The sequence below is a fragment of the Leifsonia psychrotolerans genome (assembly GCF_013410665.1).
Taxonomy (GTDB): Bacteria; Actinomycetota; Actinomycetes; order Actinomycetales; family Microbacteriaceae; genus Cryobacterium; species Cryobacterium psychrotolerans_A.
On sequence record NZ_JACCFM010000001.1, the window covers coordinates 1,302,894 to 1,323,704 of the forward strand.

Here is a 20,811-nt window from a genome sequence, read left to right on the forward strand (position 1 = left end):
GGTTCGGTGCACAACCCGGCGGGGGCCTTCCTGGGGAGGGTGCCGGTTAACGACCCGGCCGGACCAGATGTCTCTGGCCCGGCCGGGTGCTGCAACTAGATCGTGTGATTACGCCTCGGGATACACGCGCGGGTGAACCCCGGCCATCTCCTCGAGCACACGCACGACCTGGCAGCTGTAGCCGAACTCGTTGTCGTACCAGACATAGAGAATCGCCTTCTTGCCCGTGCTGATCGTGGCTAGCCCGTCGACGATACCGGCCCGGCGCGAGCCGAGAAAGTCGCTCGACACCACCTCGGGCGAATCGATGTAGTCGATCTGCTTGTGCAATGACGAGTGCAACGACATGTTTCGCAGGTACGTGTTCAACTCGTCCTTGGTGGCCTCTTTTTCGAGGCTCAGGTGCAAGATCGCCATCGACACGTCAGGCGTCGGAACGCGGATGGCGTTGCCGGTGAGCTTGCCCGCCAGTTCCGGCAGAGCCTTCGCCACGGCGCTCGCCGCACCGGTTTCGGTGATCACCATGTTCAGCGCCGCTGAACGCCCCCGACGGTCGCCCTTGTGGAAGTTGTCAATCAGGTTCTGGTCGTTCGTGAACGAGTGAACCGTCTCGACGTGACCGTCTACGATGCCGAACCTGTCGACCATGGCCTTCAACACAGGGGTAATGGCGTTGGTGGTGCAGGATGCCGCCGTGACGATCCGATCGTCGGCGGTGATGGTGTCATGGTTGATGCCGTGCACGATATTCTTCAGCGCACCCTTACCCGGCGCGGTGAGCAGCACCCGCGCGACGCCGGGGCACTTCAAGTGCTGGGACAACCCGTCGGCATCCCGCCAGCGACCGGTGTTGTCGACGACGATCGCGTCGTGAATGCCATACGCGGTGTAGTCAACGCTGGCCGGGTCACTCGAGTAGATGACGTGGATCAGAGTGCCGTTGGCAAGAATCGTGTTGGCCTCGTCATCGACGACGATGGTGCCGTCGAAGGGACCATGCACCGAGTCGCGGCGCAGCAGGCTCGCACGTTTGGTGATGTCATTGTCTGACCCCTTACGCACGACGATCGCGCGCAGGCGTAGGCCGTGCCCACCCCCGGCGTGTTCAATCAGGATGCGTGCCACCAGGCGTCCGATCCGACCAAAGCCGTACAGTACGACATCGGTGCTCGACCGGCCGTCGACACCGTGCTGGTCTGCGATGTCAGCCAACTGCTCGCGCACGAAGTCTTCAATACTGAGGGCGGAGTCCTGGGCCTTGTAGGCCAGGCTAAGCCGCGCCAGGTCGATAGACGCCGCTCCCAGCTTCATCTCGCTCATCACGCGCAGCATCGGCAGCGTCTCTTCTGGCTCCAGCTCGACGTCGTCAAGCTGGCGAGCAAACCGGTGGGCTTTCACCACTCCCATCACCGACTGGTTGATGAGGCTGCGGCCATGGATCGAGGTCACAACATTGTTGTGCCGGTAGAGACCGCCGATGAGGGGAATCATGGCCTCAGCCATCGCCTCCCGTTCGATCCAGGATTCTCGACGCTGATCATATTCCTGACTCAAAAAAGCAGTTACCTTTCTCGGTTATTCGTCGAGCGCCAGTTCTTTGGGCAGCTCGAACTCCTTTGATGCGAGTTCTTCCACGTTGACGTCCTTGAACGTGAGCACCCGCACCGACTTCACAAAACGGTCAGAACGGTACACGTCCCAGACCCAGACATCTTTCATGGTCAACTCGAAGTAGAAATCGTGCTCCGTGTCGCGGCGCACCAGATCAACGTCGTTTGCAAGATAGAAACGTCGCTCCGTCTCAACGACATACTGGAATTGCCCGACGACGTCGCGGTACTCCCGGTACAGCGCCAACTCGACCTCGCGGTCGTAGTCCTCGAATTCGTCTTCTTCCATGGTGACTCAATCCTACGCCGTGGCGGAGGGAAGCTTCAGCCACGAGGTGCGGTGCAGCGCTGTTGCCCCGCGCGTTGCGATCGCGCTGAGGTGCGCGGCGCTGCCATACCCCTTGTTGCCAGCCCAGCCATAGCCGGGCGTGCTGGCATCGGCGGCGATCATGAGTCGGTCGCGGTGCACCTTGGCAATCACGGATGCCGCGGCGACCGACGCACAGTCTCGGTCGGCTTTCACCCGCGTGACGATGCGAAGCGGGGTGGAAAGCGCCTTATTCAACCAATCGTCGTTGCCATCGAGCAACACCACACTTTCCGAGACGTCTATCCCGGCGTGGTGCAACTCCACAAGGCCACGCTTTCCGGCGAGGCCCAGGCAGGCAATAATGCCTAGCCGGTCCACCTCCTCGGCGGAGGCCAGGCCCACCGCAGAGTGCAGCACCCAGGATTCCGCCAGTGGCGCGAGGGCCTCACGCCGCTTTTCACTGAGCATCTTGGAATCGCGAAGCCCGACCGGAATGGGGCCGACCGAGTGATCGATTGCGGCGAAACCGACGGCGACGGGGCCCGCCAGCGCACCCCGGCCAACCTCATCGCATCCGATCACCGAGCGCGCACCGGCGGCCAACAGAGACTGCTCGAATTCCAGGGTGGGGTCGGCGACGGCCACTATCGGGTTCCCTCTTCGACGCCCCGGAAGACCTCGGGATAGTCATCGAGCCAGGTCCAGCGGTTGATCGGCCAGCTGATCACGAGCGCACGGCCGACGACATTGCGCACGGGAACGAAGCCCTTGCCCGGAGTATCGCCGTTGAAACGAGAATCCTTCGAGTTATACCGGTTGTCGCCCATCACCCAGAGGGAGTCTGGGGGCACAATGACGTCAAAGTTGACCTCAGACACCTTTGATTGCCCGGGTGGAAGCTTCACGTAAGGCTCTGAGAGCGGGACCCCATTCACACTCATCTGACCCAGAGCATTGCAGCAGACGACGTGGTCTCCCGGTAGTCCGATGACACGTTTGATGAGGTGGTCGTTGCTGTCGGGAGCCGAGAGGCCGACCACCGAGAGCAGCCAGTCCACGCTGGCCACGAGAGGATTCTGTTCGACCTGGGGTTGCGGACTGAGCCACCCGCCCGGATCTTGGAAGACAACCACGTCACCACGATCGATCGGCATCAACGTGGGTTCGAGTTGGTTGACGAGAATGCGGTCATTCACGAGCAGCGTCTGTTCCATCGACCCGGACGGGATGTAGAACGACCGGATGAGGAATGTTTTGATCAGGAATGAGATCAGCAGCGCGACCACAAATATGACCAACAGGTCACGGATGAATAGTGCGACGCTACGCTTCTTGCGCTTCGTCTCCAAGGCCCGGCGATCCGATCGCGAGGGCAGGGTGTCTTCTGTCATTTAACCGCCTGAGCTCCTCACCCAGTTTATGGGGTGAGGAGCTCAGTAAAAGCGCAGTACGACCTGTGACGGTCGTGTTAGCGCTTTTCCTTGATCTTTGCCTTCTTGCCGCGCAGGTTGCGCAGGTAGTACAGCTTGGCGCGACGAACGTCGCCACGTGTGACGACCTCGATCTCAGCGATCACCGGCGAGTGCACCGGGAAGGTACGCTCGACGCCGACCTGGAAGCTGACCTTGCGAACACAGAACGTTTCGCGAACGCCTTCACCGGAGCGGCCGATAACGACGCCCTGGAAGACCTGCACACGCGAGCGCGTGCCTTCAACGATGTTGACGTGAACCTTGACGGTGTCGCCAGCCCGGAAGGCGGGGATGTCCGACTTCAGGGATGCGGCATCCACGTGGTCGAGAATATGCATGATATTTCGCTCTCTGCGCCCGCCACAGGTCGAACACGGCTTATGCTCCGGCACCACACAGTGCGTGTGCTGCCTCGGCAACTGAATAAAGAGTGCGTGCCGACTTGATGCAGCTCCCCTGTGGCAGAGGCTTGCCGCGGCACAATCGCTAATTGTGTCACGAAACCGGCCCTCCTCGCAAAGCGAGACGCTCAGGCCGAGCTAGGGCTCGGTCGGTTTCTCTTGAACGATGATGACGCTGGGGTCGTTCGGGCTGGCGTCGTGGCGGCTGGAGTCAGGGCGGCTGGAGTCAGGGAACGCAGCACGCGGCTGGGCAGTCTGCTCAATCAACGTCATCATCGACTGCATCCGTTTGCGTGCAGCGGTAACGAGTTCCCCGAGCGCGCACCACAGGGCAGCGAGCCCAAGCACCACCATGACCGTCGCCAGCCACGACGCCGAGGAAGGATAGAAACCGACAGCGATGATCGTGGCGTGCCAAAGGCTGAGCACCCCGACGTCCAGCCAGGACACCGCTCGGTCGGTACGCACCTCTTTGCGCGCATAAACCAGCAGGCTCACGATGAGCAGTCCCACACCGAGACCCACGGCGCCGAGGAACACCCCGAAGACCTGCCAGCCGCCCCCGCCGAAGATTGGCCAGCCCACCACCAACCAGAGTGGAAGCGCGAGAACAGCAATGAACTGCCAAAAGAAGAATGCGCGACGGATGATCACGGGTTCAGACTATCCAGGTGCGCCTGACTATTCCTTTGAGTTCGCCGCAGGCAGAAGGTCGGGGCGAACACGCGCCGTGCGCTCGAGCTGCTGTTCGTGCCGCCAGGCCGCGATCAGGCCGTGGTTTCCATTCATCAACACCGGAGGAACGTCTCGCCCACGCCAGCGTGCCGGCTTGGTGTAGCTCGGATACTCAAGCAGACCGTCCTCGTGTGACTCTTCGACGAGACTCGCGGGATTCCCGACAACGCCAGGAATGAGGCGTCCAATTGCCTCGATCATCGCCATCACGGCAACTTCTCCCCCGTTGAGCACGTAGTCGCCGAGACTGACCAATCGCACACGCGATTTCGTGGCCGTGTCATCGAAGACGCGCTGGTCGATGCCTTCATACCTCCCGCAGCCGAACGCGAGGTGCGGCTCGGCGGCCAGCTCGCGCGCCATCTTCTGAGTAAAGACGTCGCCGGCCGGTGAGGGGAAGATGACCAGCGGGCTCCCCTCTGTCACGCCGTTCGTCTGCGCCTCGGGCAGGATCGCGTCGAACGCTTCGCCCCACGGCTCGGGCTTCATCACCATTCCGGCACCACCGCCATAGGGCGTGTCATCAACCGTGCGATGACGGTCGTGCGTGTAGTCCCGCAGGTTGTGCACGCTCAGGTCTATCAGGCCAGCCTGCCGGGCCTTGCCAAGCAGCGAGATGTCCAGCACATCGAAGAACTCGGGAAAAATCGTGACGATGTCGATGCGCATAGGGCTAATTCTAAGGGAACAGCAATGGCCCACTGCCTCCGAAAACGGATGCAGTGGGCCAGAGTGTCGAACCTATTCGGTCGCTTCGTCAGACGGAGCGGCCTCGGAAGGCGCGTCGTCCGGCTCGTCGGGAAGCTCTTCGAACAATCCTGTCGGAGGCGTGACGGTTACGATGCCGGACGCGATGTCGACGGACGGAACGATCGCTTTCACGAACGGAACCATGACGTCGCCCGCGGGCGTCTTGACGATCAGCAGATCTTGAGCGGGCATGTGGTCGAGACGTGCAATCGTTCCGACCTGCACCCCGTCGCGCACAACCGCGAGTCCGACCAGTTGGTGGTCGTACCAGGCGTCTTCCTCATCAGATGCTTCTGCCGCATCCTGCTCGATCCAGAGAATCGCTTTGGCCAGGCTTTCAGCGGCAGTGCGATCCGGCACATCCTTGAAAAAGCCGACCGGCTGCTGGTTGTACCAGCGCAGTTCGACGAGTTCAAGGGTTTTGCCGTGCCACGGCGAACCGCTCGGCACCTGAAGAGTGAACCGGGCGCCCGGGACGAAACGACGCCCCGGATCATCCGTGAACATTTCCAGCTTGATCGCACCCTTCAAGCCATGGGCCTTGGTGAGGCGCCCCACCCGAAGCTGGGTGCGTGGAGGCGTGTTCTCGTTCACTTTAGAAGTCGGTGTCGACGACGTCGACACGAACACGCTTGCCGTCGGCCAGTGCAGCCACCAGGGTGCGCAACGCCTTCGCGGTGCGACCCGAGCGGCCGATGACCCGACCGAGGTCCTCGGGGTTCACACGAACCTCGAGAACATCGCCGCGGGGGGAGTTTTTTGCAGCAACGTGCACATCGTCCGGGTGATCGACGATCCCCTTGACGAGGTGCTCAAGTGCGGGAGCGAGCAAAATTTACGCCTCGTCCTCGGTGGTGTTCTCTGCTGCCTCGGCAGGAGCCTCAACCTTGGCCGCGGGCTTCTCAGCCTTCGGCTTCAGGACCGGCTTCTTCTTCTCGTCGGCGACGAAGGCAACCTTGGGCTCCTTGACGCGAACGGTGTTCACGGCGTTCTTGTCACCCTTGAAGGTGCCCCAGTCGCCGGTCAGCTTCAGCAGTGCCTCAACCTGCTCGGTCGGCTGCGCGCCGACGCCCAGCCAGTAGAGGGCGCGCTCAGAGTCGACCTTGATAACCGAGGGCTCTTCGGTCGGGTGGTACTGACCGATCTCTTCGATGACACGGCCATCGCGCTTGGTACGCGAGTCGGCGACAACGATGCGGTAGTACGGAGCGCGGATCTTTCCCAGACGCTTCAGACGGATTTTGACAGCCACAATTCTCCTGTGATGTTGATAATTTGGCGAACTGAACGCCGTGAGCGTGGGGGCACACTCGGCAGAAGCTCAATGGGAGTCTCTTCACCTGATTAGAGGGTCGGGTTACGGAGCACTCGACTCACCATTCTGTCAGATCCCCGCGCATTCCGATAATCGACGCAGCACAACCCTCTGAACGAATGTTCAGGTTCGACGGCGTGGAACTCAGGATGCGTTCTTGCTGTCGCGCCAGGCCAGCCAGTCCACAACCGGGGAGAGGTCATAGTGGGGTCCCGACAGCCCCAGCGTGAAGAGTCGGGTACCGAGGTCGTAGAGGGCGTCTGCTTCGTCGGTCGTGCGTGAGCGCAACTCGGTGGAGATCTCGATATCGCTCATGTCACGACCGACCTTCGCGCACCAGCCGTCGAGCACTCCGAGTTTGTGCTTCATCACGTCCGGGGTCGAGAACGAGTGCCAGATGTCGGCGTGCTTGGCCACGATGCGCAGCGTTTTCTTCTCGCCGCCTCCGCCGATCAGAATCGGGATGTCGCGGGTTGGCGGCGGGTTGAGCCGCGCCCAGCGGGCTTCGATGCGCTGCAGGTCGGATTCGAGCGCGTCGAGCCGCGTTCCGGGGGTACCGAACTCGTAGCCGTATTCGTCGTAGTCGCGCTCGAACCAGCCGGCTCCCGTGCCGAAGAGGAAGCGCCCGCCGCTGATGTGATCGATAGTGCGGGCCATGTCGGCCTGCAGGTCGGCGTTGCGGTAGCTGTTGCAGTTCACCAGAGCACCGAGCTGAATCGTCGTCGTCTGCTCGGCCCAGGCGGCCAGGAGCGACCACGACTCGAAATGCAGCCCATCCGGCTCACCCGACAGCGGAAAGAAATGATCCCAGTTGAACACCACATCGACACCGAGCGCCTCAACGCCGGCGACGGCTGTCCTGATCGTGGCGTAGGAGGCGTGCTGCGGGGCGATCTGCACGCCCAAGCGCACCGGGCGAGGGTCTCGACGAATTGTCATGCTGAGCTAACGTCCGAGCATCTTCTGCAGGGCAGCCATCTCGTCTTCGGTCGGGCCACCCTTCGCTCCGCCACCGAGCCCGAATCCTGACCCGCCTGAACCGTCGCCGGCGGCGACCGACTTCTCGCCGGACGCGAGTGCCGCATTTTCGGCGGCACGCTTGGCCGGGTTACCCGACTTCGAGCCCTTCTTTTTCGCCACCTGCTTGCCACGCCCGCCACCGAAGCCGGCGCCGGGGATCGGTCCCATGCCGGGGATGTTCGGCACACCCCCCTTGGCGACGGTCTTCATCATCTTTGCGGCCTGTTCGAAGCGCGCCACCAGCTGGTTGACCTCGGTGACGCTCGAGCCTGAACCACGCGCAATGCGCAGGCGCCGCGAGCCGTTGAGCAGCTTCGGGGTGACCCGCTCAGCCTTCGTCATCGACTGGATGATCGCCTCGGTGCGCACGATCTCACGCTCATCGAAGTTGTCAAGCTGCGCCTTCATGGCGCCGGCACCGGGCAGCATGCCCATCATCTTCTTGATCGAACCCATGTTGCGCAGCTGCTGCATCTGGCCGAGGAAGTCGTCGAGAGTGAAGCTGTCGGTCGCGAACTTCTCGGCGACCTTACGGGCTTCATCCTCGTCAAAAGCACCCTGCGCCTGCTCGATCAGGGTGAGGATGTCACCGAGGTCGAGGATGCGGCTGGCCATACGGTCGGGGTGGAACGGTTCGAAGTCGTCAAGGCCTTCGCCCGTCGAGGCGAACATGATGGGGCGCCCGGTGATCGACGCCACCGACAGTGCGGCGCCACCGCGGGCATCACCGTCGAGCTTGGTCAAGACGACACCGGTGAAGTCGACACCGTCCTGGAACGCCTTGGCCGTTGCCACGGCATCCTGACCGATCATGGCGTCGATGACGAAGAGCACCTCGTCGGGGTCAATGGCCTTACGGATGTCGGCGGCCTGCTTCATCAGCTCGGCGTCGACGCCGAGGCGTCCGGCGGTGTCAACGATGACAACGTCATACAACTTCTGCGACGCAAACTTCACCGCATCGCGCGCCACCTTCACGGGGTTGCCCACGCCGTTGCCCGGCTCGGGCGCGTAGACCGGCACGCCGGCCTGATCGCCCACGACCTGCAGCTGGGTGACGGCGTTGGGTCGTTGGAGGTCGGCCGCGACGAGGAGAGGCGTATGGCCGTCTTTGGCCAGTGACTTCGCCAGTTTGCCCGCGAGGGTCGTCTTACCCGCACCCTGCAGACCGGCCAGCATGATGATGGTCGGCGGCTTCTTCGCGAATTCCAGGCGACGCTGCGTGCCACCGAGGATCTGGATCAGCTCCTCATTGACGATCTGAACGACCTGCTGGGCCGGATTCAGCGCCTTATTGACCTCATCACCGAGGGCACGTTCACGAACCTTGCCTGTGAAGTCTTTGACGACGGCCAACGCCACGTCGGCGTCGAGAAGAGCGCGACGGATTTCGCGAACGGTGCCGTCGACATCCGCTGCCGACAATTTGCCTTTGGTGCGGAGATTCTTAAAGGTCTCGGCGAGGCGTTCTGAGAGGTTTCCAAAAGTAGCCATTGTGGCTCTAGTTTAACCGCAGTGAGGAGTGTTGAACGTTCAGTCGTCGATGGAGATCGTCACGGTGTCGCCGTTGATGTCGATCGCGATGATGAGAAGGGTGTCGGTCTCGTGCGGTGCGATCGAATAGTCGAGCAATGCGAAGTGCTCGTCGCTGCCGCCGTGGTGCGGGTAGAAGCCCACCCGTTGCAGCCGTAGTGAGCGCAAAAAATCGATCTGCTGATCACCCGAATCCCAGATCACGGCGTCACCGAGCGCTTCGGGACCGAGGTCGTCGATGGACTGCTCGATGAACTGCGCCGTCGTCGATCCCTCGGAACTGAGTTCGGCGACGAGCGACTCCCGCACCTGAGTGTCGAGATCTTCAATCGCGTTGACCATGGCGGCCGCGATGTCGAGCGACTCCGGCTTCACCGAATCCTCATCCGGTGCGCTGAGGGTGATGTCGACGTTCTGGTCGCCCAGTTCCGTCACCTCAGACCAATACATCTCCCCGGCACCGTCGCTGCCGAGTACGCCGAAGAAGTCATGTTCGATGGTCATGGTGGGGTCCTATCCGACGAGATTTTGTGCGAAGACGTGAGGGGTAAAGCCGGTGAGGTCGTTGATTCCCTCACCCTGACCCACCAATTTGATCGGGATGCCGGTCTTCTCCTGAACTGCGAGAACAAAGCCGCCCTTTGCGGAACCGTCGAGCTTGGTCAGAACCAGTCCCGTCACGCCGGCGTGTGCGATGAATGCTTCGGCCTGCGCCAGTCCGTTTTGCCCCGTCGTCGCGTCGAGCACTAACAGCACCTCGGCAATCGGTGCCTGCTTTTCGAGCACCCGACGAATCTTGGTGAGCTCATCCATGAGCCCGCCCTTCGTCTGCAAGCGCCCGGCCGTGTCGATAATGACGATTTCAAAATTCTCTGCTTTGGCCCGCTCAACCGTTTGAAACGCGACGGATGCTGGGTCCTGACCTTGCGCCTGCGGCTTGACGATCTCGGCACCGGCCCGGTCGGCCCAGGTAGCCAGCTGCTCGACGGCGGCGGCACGGAACGTGTCGGCGGCCCCGATCAGCACAGTCCGTCCGTGATTGCGCAGAAACTTCGCAAACTTACCGATGGTCGTGGTCTTGCCGACCCCATTGACCCCGACGACGAGCACGACGGCAGGACGATCACTGAGAGTGAGCGTGGAATCGAGGCGGGCAAGGCGTTCTTCGATGCCCTCACGCAGCATCCGCTGCAGATCCTTCGGGTCTGTCGTGTTGTATTTCGAGACTTTCGCACGCAGATCGGCCACAATCGCCTCGGTGATTGCCGGCCCGAAGTCGGCTGTGATGAGCGCGTCTTCCAAATCGTCCCACGTCTCAGCGTCGATTGTCTTCTTCGCGAACATGCCGCGAAGGGCGCCGGAAAGTGACCAGGGGGTGCGATCTGCCATGCGTCTAGCCTACGGTGCCGTCCAGCTCTTCCCGGATGGCGCACGGTGGCGGGCGTTGTGTGGCGGGACCCGAGGCGAGTCGATAACCTGTGCACTGAACCACTCGGCACCGCCAACCACTCCCTGAAGGGCCTCGCTGTGACGCAGCTGTCAGAAGAAGAATCAACCAGATCAGAGGCCGCTTTGGCGACCGTGGCCGATCAACTCGGTCGCGCCTTCATCCGGCCGGGCGAGGAGGGCTGGGATGCAGCCCGTCGCCCGTGGAATCTCGCGGTCGATCAGCGCCCTGCCGCTGTCGCCTACCCGCGTACTATCGCCGACGTGCAGTTGCTCCTCGCCGTCGCCGCCGCCGAAGGATTCACCGTGACCGTGCAGCCCAACGGCCACGGCGCCAACGGCAGCATGGAGAACTGCATCCTTGTGCGCACCACGGCCTTCGATGAGGTGACGATCGACGCTCACTCGCGCACCGCTCGGATCGGTGCCGGCGTGAAGTGGGGCAGCGTTGCGCCACTGCTGGACGGTACCGGCCTGATCGCCTTGCCCGGCACCAACCCGGACATCACGGTGGCCGGCTATCTGCTCTCCGGCGGGCATTCCTGGTTCAGCCGCACCTATGGCGTCGCGGCCCACTCAATCGTGGCCGTCGAGCTCGTGGATGCGACCGGCACTCTGCAGCGCATCACCGCCGAGAGCGACCCCGACCTGCTCTGGGGACTGCGAGGCGCCGGCGGATTGTTTGGCGTCGTCACGGCACTGGAGATCACGCTGTTCCCGGCTCCGACTCTCTTCGGCGGGCGCCTTCTGTTCCCCGGAGCAGTGGCCGAGGTCGTCTTCGATCAGGCCGCCCGCCTGATGGACGACGCCCCGAACGAACTCAACATCATCCTGGGCATGATGAACCTTCCCGACATCGAAATGGTTCCGCCGCCGCTTCGCGGGCAGACGGTGGCAACGGTCGACGTGGTCTTCGTCGGCACCGCGACCGCGGGCCAGACGTTGCTTGCTCCCTTGCTGGCCGCCGTCACGCCCCTCGTCGATCTCACTCGTGAGTTCATTCCTTCGCAGCTCGGCGCCGTCTCTGACGAACCCACAGCACCGAGCGCCGCCGAGGACTGGTCGGCGGTCGGGGCCACACTTGATTCCGAGAGTCTGCACGCTCTCATCGCAGCCTTCCGCGCGGCAACCCCGGCCGGTCTCACGTTGTTGCAGGTGCGGCCGCTGGGTGGCGCCCAGGCGGATGCGCAGGCTGCTTCGGGAGGTGTGGCCGGGCACCTCGACGGTGGCTTCGTCACCTTCGCTGCAGCGATCATCATGGACCCCACACGCGTCATCGACCGCCAGGCGGTGTTTGCCCCCTTTGACCAGGCGATGCGAGGCCGTGCGGGCAGCGGAAACCTTCCATCAATGCTGGGAAACGGAGCGCAACTCGCCGATGCCTACTCCCCCGCCGCACTGGCTCGGTTGGCCGAGATCAAGCGCCGGGTCGACCCGAACAACCTCTTCCGCAGCAACAGGGCCCTCCCCTAGACCGATGCTGGTACGCGGTCAGGACACTCGTTCCTGATCGCGTCCCACCCGCTGGCCGACGACGGCCGAGACCCCGTCGTGCCGCATCGACACCCCATAGAGCGCATCCGCGATCTCCATTGTGCGCTTTTGGTGGGTGATCACGATGAGCTGGCTTGTCTCACGCAAGTCCTCAAAAATGGTGAGCAGCCGCCCGAGGTTTGCGTCGTCGAGTGCCGCCTCAACCTCATCCATGATGTAGAACGGGCTTGGCCGCGCCTTGAAGATTGCGATCAGCAGCGCGACAGCGGCAAGCGAGCGTTCACCGCCCGAGAGCAGCGAGAGCCGCTCGATCTTCTTGCCGGCCGGCCTGACCGACACGTCGATGCCCGTCGTCAGCATCGAGTCCGGATCGGTCAGCCAGATGCTTCCGGTGCCGCCTGGGAAAAGCACGGGGAACACCTCGGCGAATGCGGCCTTCGTGTCGTCGAAGGCACTCGCGAAAATGAGCTCCATCGTGCCGTCGATATCGTCGATGATCGTCAGCAGATCGGCCCTGGTTTTCGTGAGATCGGTGAGTTGCTCCGTCAGAAAGAGGTGTCGCTGCTCGAGCGCCGCGAACTCTTCGAGCGCGAGTGGGTTCACCCGGCCGAGCTGCGCGAGCGTGCGTTGCGCGATCGCCAGCCGATTCTGCTGTTCCGTTCGATCAAAACGGGTGGGTGGGTCCTGTTCGTTCGTCGGCGAGATGAGTAAATCGGGGCCGTACTCGGAGATCAGCACGTCTTCGACCAGACCCAATTCGCTGCCCGCTCGCTCGAGCAGGTTGGACAGATGCAGCCGCTTCTCGTAGATCTGCAGTTCGAGCCCGTGCACGTTCTCGGTGATCGCTTGCAGCCTGTCACGCAGAGTTGATTCGGCTCGACGAAGCGCGTGCAGCTCTTCGTCCTGGCTGCTGCGCTCGACTTCTGCCGTGTTCAGCTTCACTCGCGCTTCATTGACCGCTGCGTCGACAGAGGCCAGTAGTGTCGGCAACGCAGTGGCCACCGCCGTGGCGGCATCCACATGGCGCCGACGGATCACCGCCCGCCGGGCCGCATCGTCGGCCGCGGCCCGCTCGTCGTCACGTTGGTGTGCGAGCGCGGCAGCGTGGGCTTCCGCCGCACTGACCCGCTCCCGCGCAGTCTCGACCTGAAGCCGCGCTTCAACCTCACGTTCACGGGCTGTCTCGAGTCGGGCGAACAGGGCGTCGCGTGAGCTCACATCGAGGATCGGCCGCGGCACGGCCTGCGCGGCGCGCAGCGTCGCCAGCGCCGCATTCGCTGCCGTTTCGGCCTCGATGACTGCCGCGCCGGTCTGACCGTGAGCGCTCGACAGCCGCTCACACTCGGCTGCAGCCGCCTCGACCTGCACGGTGGCGCGGTTGACCTTCTCGACGTGAGCGGCGCGGCGGGAATCATGGTCGCGCTGAGCCGCCCGCGCGCTCGCCGCCTGGCTGCGATGCGCCTGCAGCAGCGCGCGCAACTCGTCGAATTCGACACGTTCGCTCTCGATCCGAGCCGCGACCTCGCTCAACCGTTCGGCCGCACTCTCGCGTTCCGCGACGAGTTCGAGCGTGCTGCGCTTGGCTCCGGTGCCTCCCCGCAAGACAAACTCGCTCAGCACGTCACCGGCTTTCGTGATGACCGTGACTGGTCCGGCGGATGCCGCGGCCACCAACCGCGCGTGAGCCACCCGTGCTGCCGCGAGATCATCGGCGATCACAATGGACGCCAGAATTCCGAGAACACCCGCGGGAGCGGTGACGACCGAGCCCGCCGATACGATTCCGGGAAGCTCGATCATCGCGACGGAGCCGTGTGAGCCAGCGTCGCCGACGATCACGTCGACTCGACCCAGATCGGCGTCACGGGCATGCTCAATGGCGACGAACGCGGCGTCACGGTTCTCCACCAGTACCGCATCGGCCAGAGTGCCCAGCGCTGCGGCGATCGCCGCTTCGAACCCCGGCCGCACGCGAACGTGTTCGGCGACGAGCCCCTGCACACCGTCGAGGCCAGCCCCGATCAGCTCCGAGGAACCGTCTTTTTGATCGAGTGCCAGTGACAGCGCGCTGTGGCGAGCGGCCAGCGCATCACGCTCGCGTTCGTGCGAGTGCAGGATGTCACGAAGCCGTTCGATATCGGCCTCACCGGTGACGACGGCGGCCTGGGCGCGCTCGGCAATGTCGGCGAAGTCGGTATCCGTCTCGGCATCGGCGGCTTCCCCATCACCCTCTGCGTTCAATGCATCCACCCGCCCCTGCGCCTGCAGCCGACGCTCATTCGCAGCATCCAGCGCGTGCATCTGACGCAACACCTCGCCGCGCACGGCGGCGAGCCGGGACGCCGCAGTGTTGGCGAGGCCGGTCAGTGTGGAGATGTCGAGGTCATGTTGCGAGACCAGGGCTGCCTGCGCAGCGATGTGCTCGTCACTTGCATCAAGCTCGCCGCGGGCACGCGCGCTGACAGACTGCGCAGCGGCCCAGGCAGCTTCGGCCGTGCCGATGGCAGCGCGTAACCGATCGATCTCGGACTCGGCCTCGTGCACCATCGCCGGGGTGATCGTCGGGCCGTGGTCCCGCTCGATGGCTTCGGCACCGAGCAATGCCAGCCGCTGATTTGCAAGCGTGTAGAGCCCACGCAGTCTTTCCTGAACCGATTCCAATCCGAAACTCGTGCGACGGGCCCGGTCGACGGCGTCGCCCCGGTGCGCCTGCTCGAGGCGTTGAATGCGCAGCTGCTTCTGTTCGAGCTGTTCCTGCACCACCAAGCGCTCCGAGTGACGCTCGCTCTCGGTGCGCCCGTGTGCGTCGAGCGCCGTGCGTACCGTGAGCACGTCGTCGGCCAGAAGTCGCGCCCGCGCATCACGCACAACAGCCGCGATCCCCTGTGCTTCACGGGCGATCTCCGCTTGTTTGCCGAGAGGTTTCAGTTGCCGACGAATCTCCCCCGCCAGATCGCTCAAGCGCGTCAGGTTGGCCTGCATCGCATCGAGCTTGCGCAGTGTCTTCTCTTTACGGCGACGATGTTTGAGGATGCCGGCGGCCTCTTCGATGAATCCGCGCCGATCTTCGGGACTTGCCTGCAGAACGGCATCGAGCTGCCCCTGTCCGACGATGACGTGCATCTCGCGACCCAAGCCAGAGTCGCTCAGTAATTCCTGCAGGTCGAGGAGCCGGCAGGTCTGCCCGTTGATGGCGTATTCGCTTCCCCCGTTGCGAAACAGGGTGCGTGAAATCGTGACTTCTGTGTAGTCGATGGGCAGAGCGCCGTCGCTGTTGTCGATCGTGAGGGTCACCGCCGCACGGCCGAGAGGGCCGCGAGTCGAGGTGCCGGCGAAAATGACGTCTTCCATCTTGCCGCCGCGGAGGGTCTTCGCACCCTGCTCCCCCATCACCCAGGCGAGGGCGTCGACCACGTTCGACTTGCCGGAGCCGTTGGGTCCGACGACGCAGGTCACGCCGGGTTCGAAGGCGAAGGTCGTTGGTTGAGCGAACGATTTGAACCCCTTGAGGGTGAGGCTCTTCAGATACAACGCATCCGCCCTCTCCGGTCAACCGCTTGCTGTCACAGTGCTGGGTCTACGGTACCCGACACGGTGCGGCAGAAGCGTCTAGTTCTTCGGAGTGGCTCTTCGCAATGCGAGGAACCCGCCGGCTGCGGCCACGACCGCGGGGATGAGTAACCAGGCGAAGATTCCGGCCGTCCCCTGTGCCGAAAACCACGTGATCACGGCAGGCCAACTGCTCGTGTACGTAATCAGGGCGACAGTACCGAGCAGCAAGAGCGCGAGCGAGATCCAGAAGATCAGCATGCCCGGCATCCGCCAGCGCATATAGACCGTGGCGATGGAGGCGCCGATGAAGAATACGAGAAGCTGTGTCACGAAGAACGACAACAGGTCGACGTACCAGGCCCCCTGCCCGAACCAGAGTGCGTTGAACATGTACGTGCCGAGGCCCCAGCCGTGCGTGAGCCTTTCAATCTGGGTGAGCAGCGTGAACGCCGCGGCGTTGAACGCCGAGATCAGCACAAAAAGCAGTGAGGTTCCGAGGTAGAACTCACGGCGGGTCACGCTGAAGCCGAGAGCGAACGGAAACCCGAAGGCGATCGATTGCACGGCCACGACGATGAGGTACCACTGCGGCGCGAGAACGGCCCAGCTGTAGCGTTGGCCTTCCGTCGCCGCCACGCCGCTCAGCCCTTCGCCCGTCGCGAAGCCGATGATGTTCGAGATGATAATGCTGACAGCGAAAGCGAATGCGACGATCAGCCAGGGGATTCCGATGTAGGTGCGGCGGTCGACGAGGTGCATCCGCACGACGCTCCAGATGCGGGCCACCGACGTGCGGGGTACTTCCTGCGGGTGTTGTCTCGTCACGGGCGTCTCCAACGGTGAGGACAGAGCGGATGGTGTGGTCGTCGTGTTCATGAGCGGGCGTTCCAATCCTCAGAATGGCCCGATCTGACCGTCTTTCGTACGATCAGCTGTTGGAGCGAAACCGGGCCCAGTTCGAGTCCGACCGAGGCCGCGTTTCGACGCTCCTCCTCGGTCAAGCCGTTCACGGTCACCGAGGCGAGGCCGCCGATGCCCTCGCGGTGCAGCACCTCGCGGCCTGCGACGAAAGCATCGACATCCGCGTTGCGCCCGACAATGGTGCACGCGCTGCCCCGCAACCGTTCGGCGTCTTCGTCGAGAAGAATGCGTCCTTCGTCGACCAGGAGAACGTGCTCCAGCAGGTTGCTCACCTCGTCGATCAGGTGGGTGGAGAGAATTATCGTGCGTGGATGCTCGGCGTAGTCCTCGAGCAGGCGGTCGTAGAAGATCTGCCGAGCGACGGCGTCGAGGCCGAGGTACGGCTCATCGAAGAAGGTGAGCGGCGCCCGCGAGGCGAGGCCAACGATGACTCCGACGGCCGAGAGCTGGCCGCGAGAGATCTTCTTGAGCTCACGATTCACCGGCACCCGAAAGTCTTCGACGAGTCGGTCGGCGAGCTGCGCATCCCAGTTGGCGAAAAACCACGGCGCGCTTTTCAACACATGCTTGACTTTGAAGTTGTCCGGGTACTTCTGGCTCTCCTTGATGAAGCAGATTCGCTGTAACACCGACGCGTTCTCCACCGGGTTTTCGCCGAAGACGTTTACCTGGCCGCCCGAGGCGAACTGCTGGCCGGTGAGCAGTTGCATGATGGTGGTCTTGCCGGCGCCGTTGCGCCCGAGCAAACCATAGATCTTGTTCGATTCCACGTCGAAACTCACGTCGTCGATGGCCGTAAAACGGCCAAACCGCTTCGTGAGGCCCGCGACGCGCACGGCCGGAGCAACTGGTGTATAGGTCATGAGGTAACCGCCTCCTTGTGAGTCTCGTCGGTGTGAATTGTGTCCGTGTGAATCATTTCGGCCACCTGCGCGGGAGCGATCCCGAGTTTCGCTGCCTCGCTCAGAAGTGGCCGGAGAAAGCGCTCCCGAAACTCGTCGGTTCGCTTGCCCACAAGTCTCTGCCTCGCTCCGGTTGCCACGAACATGCCGATGCCTCGCTTCTTGTAGAGGATTCCTTCTTCGACCAGCACGTTGACGCCCTTGCCCGCCGTGGCGGGGTTGATTCGATAGAAGGCTGCAAACTCGTTCGTCGAGGGAACCTGAGCCTCTTCGTCGAGGCTTCCCTCGATGATGTCGTTTTCGATCTGCTCGGCGATCTGAACGAAGATCGGCTTGCCTTCCTCGATCAACATGGCCCACTTTCCGGGTGAACCTAGGTTCACTGGTTAATTACTTATGTAACTAACCAACCATCTGCGGGCGCACTTGTCAACACCTGCGCCCCAACGCTCAGCATCCGCACTGTCCCCGGATTCGGTGACCGCGCCGGTTGCGGCGTGTCGCGGGCATAAGGTGCGGCGTGTCGCGGGATCAACCGAAACCGGGGACGGGGCAGTCGTGGATTAACGAGTTCAGGCTGAAGGTCATGCGACCAATCTCGTGACCGATCTCGTGACCGATCTCGTTGCCGATCATCCCTCCGGCCACACGCTCCACTGGCGTCGTGGTGTCTGACCAGATCGCCAGCACGGGAGCGTCACCGTACCCGCTGCCGGCCTCACCCACGGGGGATGACCCGGTAGTCCGTCATCTTGGTCGTCACGTCGGCCGTCGCCCTGCCGCCCGAAGCCATTCAGGCTGTGGGCGAAATACCTCGCCCGGGCACTCCGATTCTGCGCGATGCGGTCCGCACCCTGGTGGCAGAAACGATGCAACCATCGTCAGTCCGATGAATCCCCTGCTGCGGCTTCCATGGTTGCGAGGACGTGAGCCTGAAGGGATCGCACGGCGTCCCCGTCACGTCCGCCTCGTGCATGGCGATATCCGATCCACGCCTGGTACACCTGCTCGAAGGACTCGTCGTGACCCTCACTCAACCAGTCCAACGCATCGCGTCCATGTGCCACCAGGTCGTGATCGATGTCGTCTGGTTCATCGAGTCGAAACGGTACCCCGTTTGCGCGTGCCCAGATAAAGATTGAAAGACCTATCGGACGGAAGTCATCCCATTGCGGCGACGGACTCGCTGCGCGAGCTACCGTCACCCACTCAACGAAGCCCCGCTCGCTGTGAAACCGCACAATCCAATCGCCGCGCTGCACGTCAAGGTGCCAGACGGCCATCTGTACAGGCCCCCAGGCCGCCAATACATTCCCCCCATCGGTGAGCAAAAGCTGTGCGAACTGCGCGATCTCAGGCTCCTGCGTGGCAAAGTAGTCGAGCACGTTGGGTACGTTGTTCAGGTCTGGGGGGTCAGCCGCGGTCACGGCGCAACCCTAGCGCAACGATGCCTTCTGAAGGCACGTACCATGCACCCACCGCACCGTCCCGCCAGCGTTTTCACGGGAACGACACAAGCGTGCGCTGACAGCGTGGGCAGAAGTGCGAGCCGCGGTTCATGAACGACTCCCGCACCAGCGTGGTGCCACAGCGCGGGCACGGTTTGCCCTGCTGCCCGTAAACATTCAGGCTGTGGGAGAAATAGCCGGATTCGCCGTTGACGTTCACGTATTGGGCGTCGAAACTCGTACCCCCCTCGGCGAGTGCCTTCTGCAGGATGCTGCGCACCGCCGCAAGCAGCGTCTTCATCTTCGCGCGCGACAGTGAATTCGCGGGCCGCGCGTAGTGCAGGCGTGCGGCAAAGAGCGCCTCGTCGGCGTAGATGTTGCCCACCCCGCTGATCAGGCCCTGATCGAGAAGGGCGCGTTTGATGCCCGTATTCTTGCGGGCCAACGCGGTGAAGAACGCGCTGTCAGAGAATGCCGGATCCAGCGGATCCCGTGCAATGTGCGCCACTTGCGAGGGGATCAGAGTCGACCAGCTTCCTGCCGTGGCGGAACCGCTGAACCCGGCTGGCCTCCCGTCAGCGGTGGGCTGCATCGTATCGACGGCCATGCTTCCAAAGATCCGTTGATCGACAAAGTTGAGCCAGAGCTCACCGTGTGTCGGATGATCGAGGTGGAGCCTGATGCGTAGCAACCGATCGGCGGCGGCGCCGGGGGTGCGCATGAGAACCTGTCCACTCATTCCGAGGTGCACGACCAATGCACGGCTCGACGCCAAGGGAAGCCACAGAAACTTACCGCGACGCACCGCAGCCGTCAGACGTTGCCCTTCGAGAAGCGCGACGAATGATTCGGGACTCCCCACATGCCGCTTCAGGGACCGAGGTTCCAGAACCTCGACACCTGCGATCACGGCATCCGTGATCGCCGGCTCGATTCCGGACCGCACGACCTCGACTTCAGGAAGTTCGGGCACGCGGCTCGTCGCTGCGGCCAAGAATGGCGCAGGCCTCGAGCGCCGCGGCCATTTCGGCATGCTTCTTACTCGTTCCCTGACCACGTGCGGTGACGAGCGCACCGACGGCAACCGTCGCCTCAAACACCTTGGAGTGATCGGGACCGCTCTCAGTGACGGTGTACACCGGTACACCGGCTGCCCGGTGCGCGGCCAGTTCCTGCAGCGCCGTCTTCGGATCCAACGATGCGCCGAACCGTGTCGGGTCTGCACGTAACGGTGCGATCAGGCGCAGCACCAACGCCGTCGAGACGTCAACGCCTGCATCGAGATAGACGGCACCGATGAGCGCTTCGACGGTGTCGGCAAGAATCGAAGCCTTGTCGTTGCCGCCCGTGAGAGTCTCGCCACGCCCAAGGCGAATGTACGGCCCGAGGCCGATTCCGCGCGCCACTTGGGCGAGGGCCGCAGTCGACACGAGGCTGGCCCGCCGCTTTGCCAGGTCCCCCTCGCTGAGGTGCGGATACTCCGTGTAGAGCATGACGGTCACGGCTTGCCCGAGAATCGAGTCACCGAGAAACTCCAGGCGTTCGTTCGTGGGGATCCCACCGTGCTCATACGCGTATGACCGGTGGGTCAGCGCGAGCTCGAGAATCTCTGGATCAATAGATACGCCGAGGGCAGTCTGTAAAGACGAACCCTCGGCGCGCATACCGGTCATGACTGGTATACCGAAATCTGTCGACTAAACGTCGGCGACCTTGCGGCCCTTGTATTCCATGAACAGCGGGGTGCCCGCGGAGTCTTCAACAACCTTCGCGCGGTGCGGGAGGCTGTAGGTGACCTTGCCGTTTTCAACGGTCTTGACCAGCGTGGGGGCCTCAGCCTTCCACTGCGAACGACGCGAGTGGGTGTTGCTGCGTGACTGCCGGCGCTTCGGAACTGCCATG

General features: G+C 63.1%; 24 protein-coding genes. 1 reads left to right on the plus strand and 23 read right to left on the minus strand.

The features are described from left to right. Positions 1-108 precede the first annotated feature (108 nt). From HNR05_RS06090 to ftsY, 14 genes are all read right to left on the minus strand, one after another. Positions 109-1,518, minus strand: coding sequence for a glyceraldehyde-3-phosphate dehydrogenase (locus HNR05_RS06090; protein WP_425485099.1), 1,410 nt, complete (start codon positions 1,516-1,518; stop codon positions 109-111). A 57-nt stretch (positions 1,519-1,575) separates the two neighbouring features. Continuing rightward, entirely contained in the window at positions 1,576-1,899 is a 324-nt protein-coding gene (locus HNR05_RS06095) for a DUF2469 domain-containing protein (RefSeq protein ID WP_179578215.1), read from the minus strand. Between the two features lie 12 nt (positions 1,900-1,911). Then, a complete protein-coding gene (rnhB, locus tag HNR05_RS06100; RefSeq protein WP_179578216.1) occupies positions 1,912-2,565 on the minus strand; it encodes a ribonuclease HII in 654 nt (217 codons plus the stop codon). Further along, on the minus strand, positions 2,565-3,311 hold the full coding sequence (gene lepB, locus HNR05_RS06105) for a signal peptidase I (RefSeq protein ID WP_179578217.1): 747 nt from the start codon (positions 3,309-3,311) through the stop codon (positions 2,565-2,567). Before lepB ends, rnhB begins: the two co-directional genes overlap by 1 nt. A 77-nt stretch (positions 3,312-3,388) precedes the next feature. Further along, positions 3,389-3,730 (minus strand): 50S ribosomal protein L19, encoded by a 342-nt coding sequence (gene rplS, locus HNR05_RS06110; RefSeq protein ID WP_179578218.1) that lies wholly within the window; start codon positions 3,728-3,730, stop codon positions 3,389-3,391. A gap of 201 nt (positions 3,731-3,931) precedes the next feature. After that, positions 3,932-4,447 (minus strand): hypothetical protein, encoded by a 516-nt coding sequence (locus HNR05_RS06115; protein ID WP_179578219.1) that lies wholly within the window; start codon positions 4,445-4,447, stop codon positions 3,932-3,934. A 27-nt stretch (positions 4,448-4,474) separates the two neighbouring features. Then, positions 4,475-5,197, minus strand: a complete 723-nt coding sequence (gene trmD / locus HNR05_RS06120; RefSeq protein WP_179578220.1) for a tRNA (guanosine(37)-N1)-methyltransferase TrmD — start codon at positions 5,195-5,197, stop codon at positions 4,475-4,477. 72 nt (positions 5,198-5,269) lie between these two features. After that, complete coding sequence (rimM, locus tag HNR05_RS06125) at positions 5,270-5,872, minus strand: ribosome maturation factor RimM (RefSeq protein WP_343062482.1); 603 nt, start codon at positions 5,870-5,872, stop codon at positions 5,270-5,272. A 1-nt stretch (position 5,873) separates the two neighbouring features. After that, positions 5,874-6,110, minus strand: coding sequence for an RNA-binding protein (locus HNR05_RS06130; RefSeq protein WP_179578221.1), 237 nt, complete (start codon positions 6,108-6,110; stop codon positions 5,874-5,876). A 3-nt stretch (positions 6,111-6,113) separates the two neighbouring features. Then, complete coding sequence (gene rpsP / locus HNR05_RS06135; protein ID WP_179578222.1) at positions 6,114-6,530, minus strand: 30S ribosomal protein S16; 417 nt, start codon at positions 6,528-6,530, stop codon at positions 6,114-6,116. Between the two features lie 207 nt (positions 6,531-6,737). Then, on the minus strand, positions 6,738-7,532 hold the full coding sequence (locus HNR05_RS06140; RefSeq protein WP_179578223.1) for an LLM class F420-dependent oxidoreductase: 795 nt from the start codon (positions 7,530-7,532) through the stop codon (positions 6,738-6,740). 6 nt (positions 7,533-7,538) lie between these two features. Further along, entirely contained in the window at positions 7,539-9,107 is a 1,569-nt protein-coding gene (ffh, locus tag HNR05_RS06145; RefSeq protein WP_179578224.1) for a signal recognition particle protein, read from the minus strand. Positions 9,108-9,146: 39 nt separating this feature from the next. Next, on the minus strand, positions 9,147-9,650 hold the full coding sequence (locus HNR05_RS06150) for a DUF2004 domain-containing protein (protein ID WP_179578225.1): 504 nt from the start codon (positions 9,648-9,650) through the stop codon (positions 9,147-9,149). 9 nt (positions 9,651-9,659) lie between these two features. After that, entirely contained in the window at positions 9,660-10,535 is an 876-nt protein-coding gene (ftsY, locus tag HNR05_RS06155; RefSeq protein WP_179578226.1) for a signal recognition particle-docking protein FtsY, read from the minus strand. Positions 10,536-10,673: 138 nt separating this feature from the next. On the opposite strand from ftsY, the gene HNR05_RS06160 reads away from it, so the two are divergent. Next, complete coding sequence (locus HNR05_RS06160) at positions 10,674-12,065, plus strand: FAD-binding protein (protein ID WP_179578227.1); 1,392 nt, start codon at positions 10,674-10,676, stop codon at positions 12,063-12,065. An 18-nt stretch (positions 12,066-12,083) separates the two neighbouring features. Here HNR05_RS06160 and smc read toward each other — a convergent pair whose 3' ends face one another. The 9 genes from smc to rpmF all read right to left on the minus strand — a co-directional run bounded on the left by smc (position 12,084) and on the right by rpmF (position 20,810). Then, on the minus strand, positions 12,084-15,617 hold the full coding sequence (smc, locus tag HNR05_RS06165; RefSeq protein ID WP_179578228.1) for a chromosome segregation protein SMC: 3,534 nt from the start codon (positions 15,615-15,617) through the stop codon (positions 12,084-12,086). 78 nt (positions 15,618-15,695) lie between these two features. After that, complete coding sequence (locus HNR05_RS06170) at positions 15,696-16,463, minus strand: hypothetical protein (protein WP_179578229.1); 768 nt, start codon at positions 16,461-16,463, stop codon at positions 15,696-15,698. Positions 16,464-16,510: 47 nt separating this feature from the next. Then, the gene (locus HNR05_RS06175) at positions 16,511-17,422 is read right to left on the minus strand and encodes an ABC transporter ATP-binding protein (RefSeq protein WP_179578230.1); all 912 of its coding nucleotides are present in this window, start codon (positions 17,420-17,422) and stop codon (positions 16,511-16,513) included. Further along, entirely contained in the window at positions 17,419-17,811 is a 393-nt protein-coding gene (locus HNR05_RS06180; protein WP_218869049.1) for a GntR family transcriptional regulator, read from the minus strand. Before HNR05_RS06180 ends, HNR05_RS06175 begins: the two co-directional genes overlap by 4 nt. A 181-nt stretch (positions 17,812-17,992) precedes the next feature. Beyond that, complete coding sequence (locus tag HNR05_RS17355) at positions 17,993-18,151, minus strand: hypothetical protein (RefSeq protein WP_218868823.1); 159 nt, start codon at positions 18,149-18,151, stop codon at positions 17,993-17,995. A 191-nt stretch (positions 18,152-18,342) separates the two neighbouring features. After that, on the minus strand, positions 18,343-18,888 hold the full coding sequence (locus HNR05_RS06185) for a hypothetical protein (protein ID WP_179578231.1): 546 nt from the start codon (positions 18,886-18,888) through the stop codon (positions 18,343-18,345). Between the two features lie 73 nt (positions 18,889-18,961). Next, complete coding sequence (gene mutM / locus HNR05_RS06190) at positions 18,962-19,882, minus strand: bifunctional DNA-formamidopyrimidine glycosylase/DNA-(apurinic or apyrimidinic site) lyase (RefSeq protein ID WP_179578232.1); 921 nt, start codon at positions 19,880-19,882, stop codon at positions 18,962-18,964. After that, positions 19,866-20,582 carry a ribonuclease III gene (gene rnc / locus HNR05_RS06195; protein WP_179578233.1) on the minus strand — a complete coding sequence of 239 codons (717 nt, stop codon included), beginning with the start codon at positions 20,580-20,582 and terminating at the stop codon, positions 19,866-19,868. The genes mutM and rnc overlap by 17 nt, the downstream gene beginning before the upstream one ends. 24 nt (positions 20,583-20,606) lie before the next feature. Continuing rightward, on the minus strand, positions 20,607-20,810 hold the full coding sequence (gene rpmF / locus HNR05_RS06200; protein ID WP_179578234.1) for a 50S ribosomal protein L32: 204 nt from the start codon (positions 20,808-20,810) through the stop codon (positions 20,607-20,609). Position 20,811 lies beyond the last annotated feature (1 nt).

Excerpts from the sequence above, each read along its gene's own strand:
- HNR05_RS06095 (WP_179578215.1), bottom strand. The coding sequence starts at position 1,899 with ATGGAAGAAGACGAATTCGAGGACTACGACCGCGAGGTCGAGTTGGCG.
- lepB (WP_179578217.1), bottom strand. The coding sequence starts at position 3,311 with ATGACAGAAGACACCCTGCCCTCGCGATCGGATCGCCGGGCCTTGGAG.
- rplS (WP_179578218.1), bottom strand. The coding sequence starts at position 3,730 with ATGCATATTCTCGACCACGTGGATGCCGCATCCCTGAAGTCGGACATC.
- trmD (WP_179578220.1), bottom strand. The coding sequence starts at position 5,197 with ATGCGCATCGACATCGTCACGATTTTTCCCGAGTTCTTCGATGTGCTG.
- HNR05_RS06140 (WP_179578223.1), bottom strand. The coding sequence starts at position 7,532 with ATGACAATTCGTCGAGACCCTCGCCCGGTGCGCTTGGGCGTGCAGATC.
- ffh (WP_179578224.1), bottom strand. The coding sequence starts at position 9,107 with ATGGCTACTTTTGGAAACCTCTCAGAACGCCTCGCCGAGACCTTTAAG.
- HNR05_RS06150 (WP_179578225.1), bottom strand. The coding sequence starts at position 9,650 with ATGACCATCGAACATGACTTCTTCGGCGTACTCGGCAGCGACGGTGCC.
- ftsY (WP_179578226.1), bottom strand. The coding sequence starts at position 10,535 with ATGGCAGATCGCACCCCCTGGTCACTTTCCGGCGCCCTTCGCGGCATG.
- HNR05_RS06175 (WP_179578230.1), bottom strand. The coding sequence starts at position 17,422 with ATGACCTATACACCAGTTGCTCCGGCCGTGCGCGTCGCGGGCCTCACG.
- rnc (WP_179578233.1), bottom strand. The coding sequence starts at position 20,582 with ATGACCGGTATGCGCGCCGAGGGTTCGTCTTTACAGACTGCCCTCGGC.
- rpmF (WP_179578234.1), bottom strand. The coding sequence starts at position 20,810 with ATGGCAGTTCCGAAGCGCCGGCAGTCACGCAGCAACACCCACTCGCGT.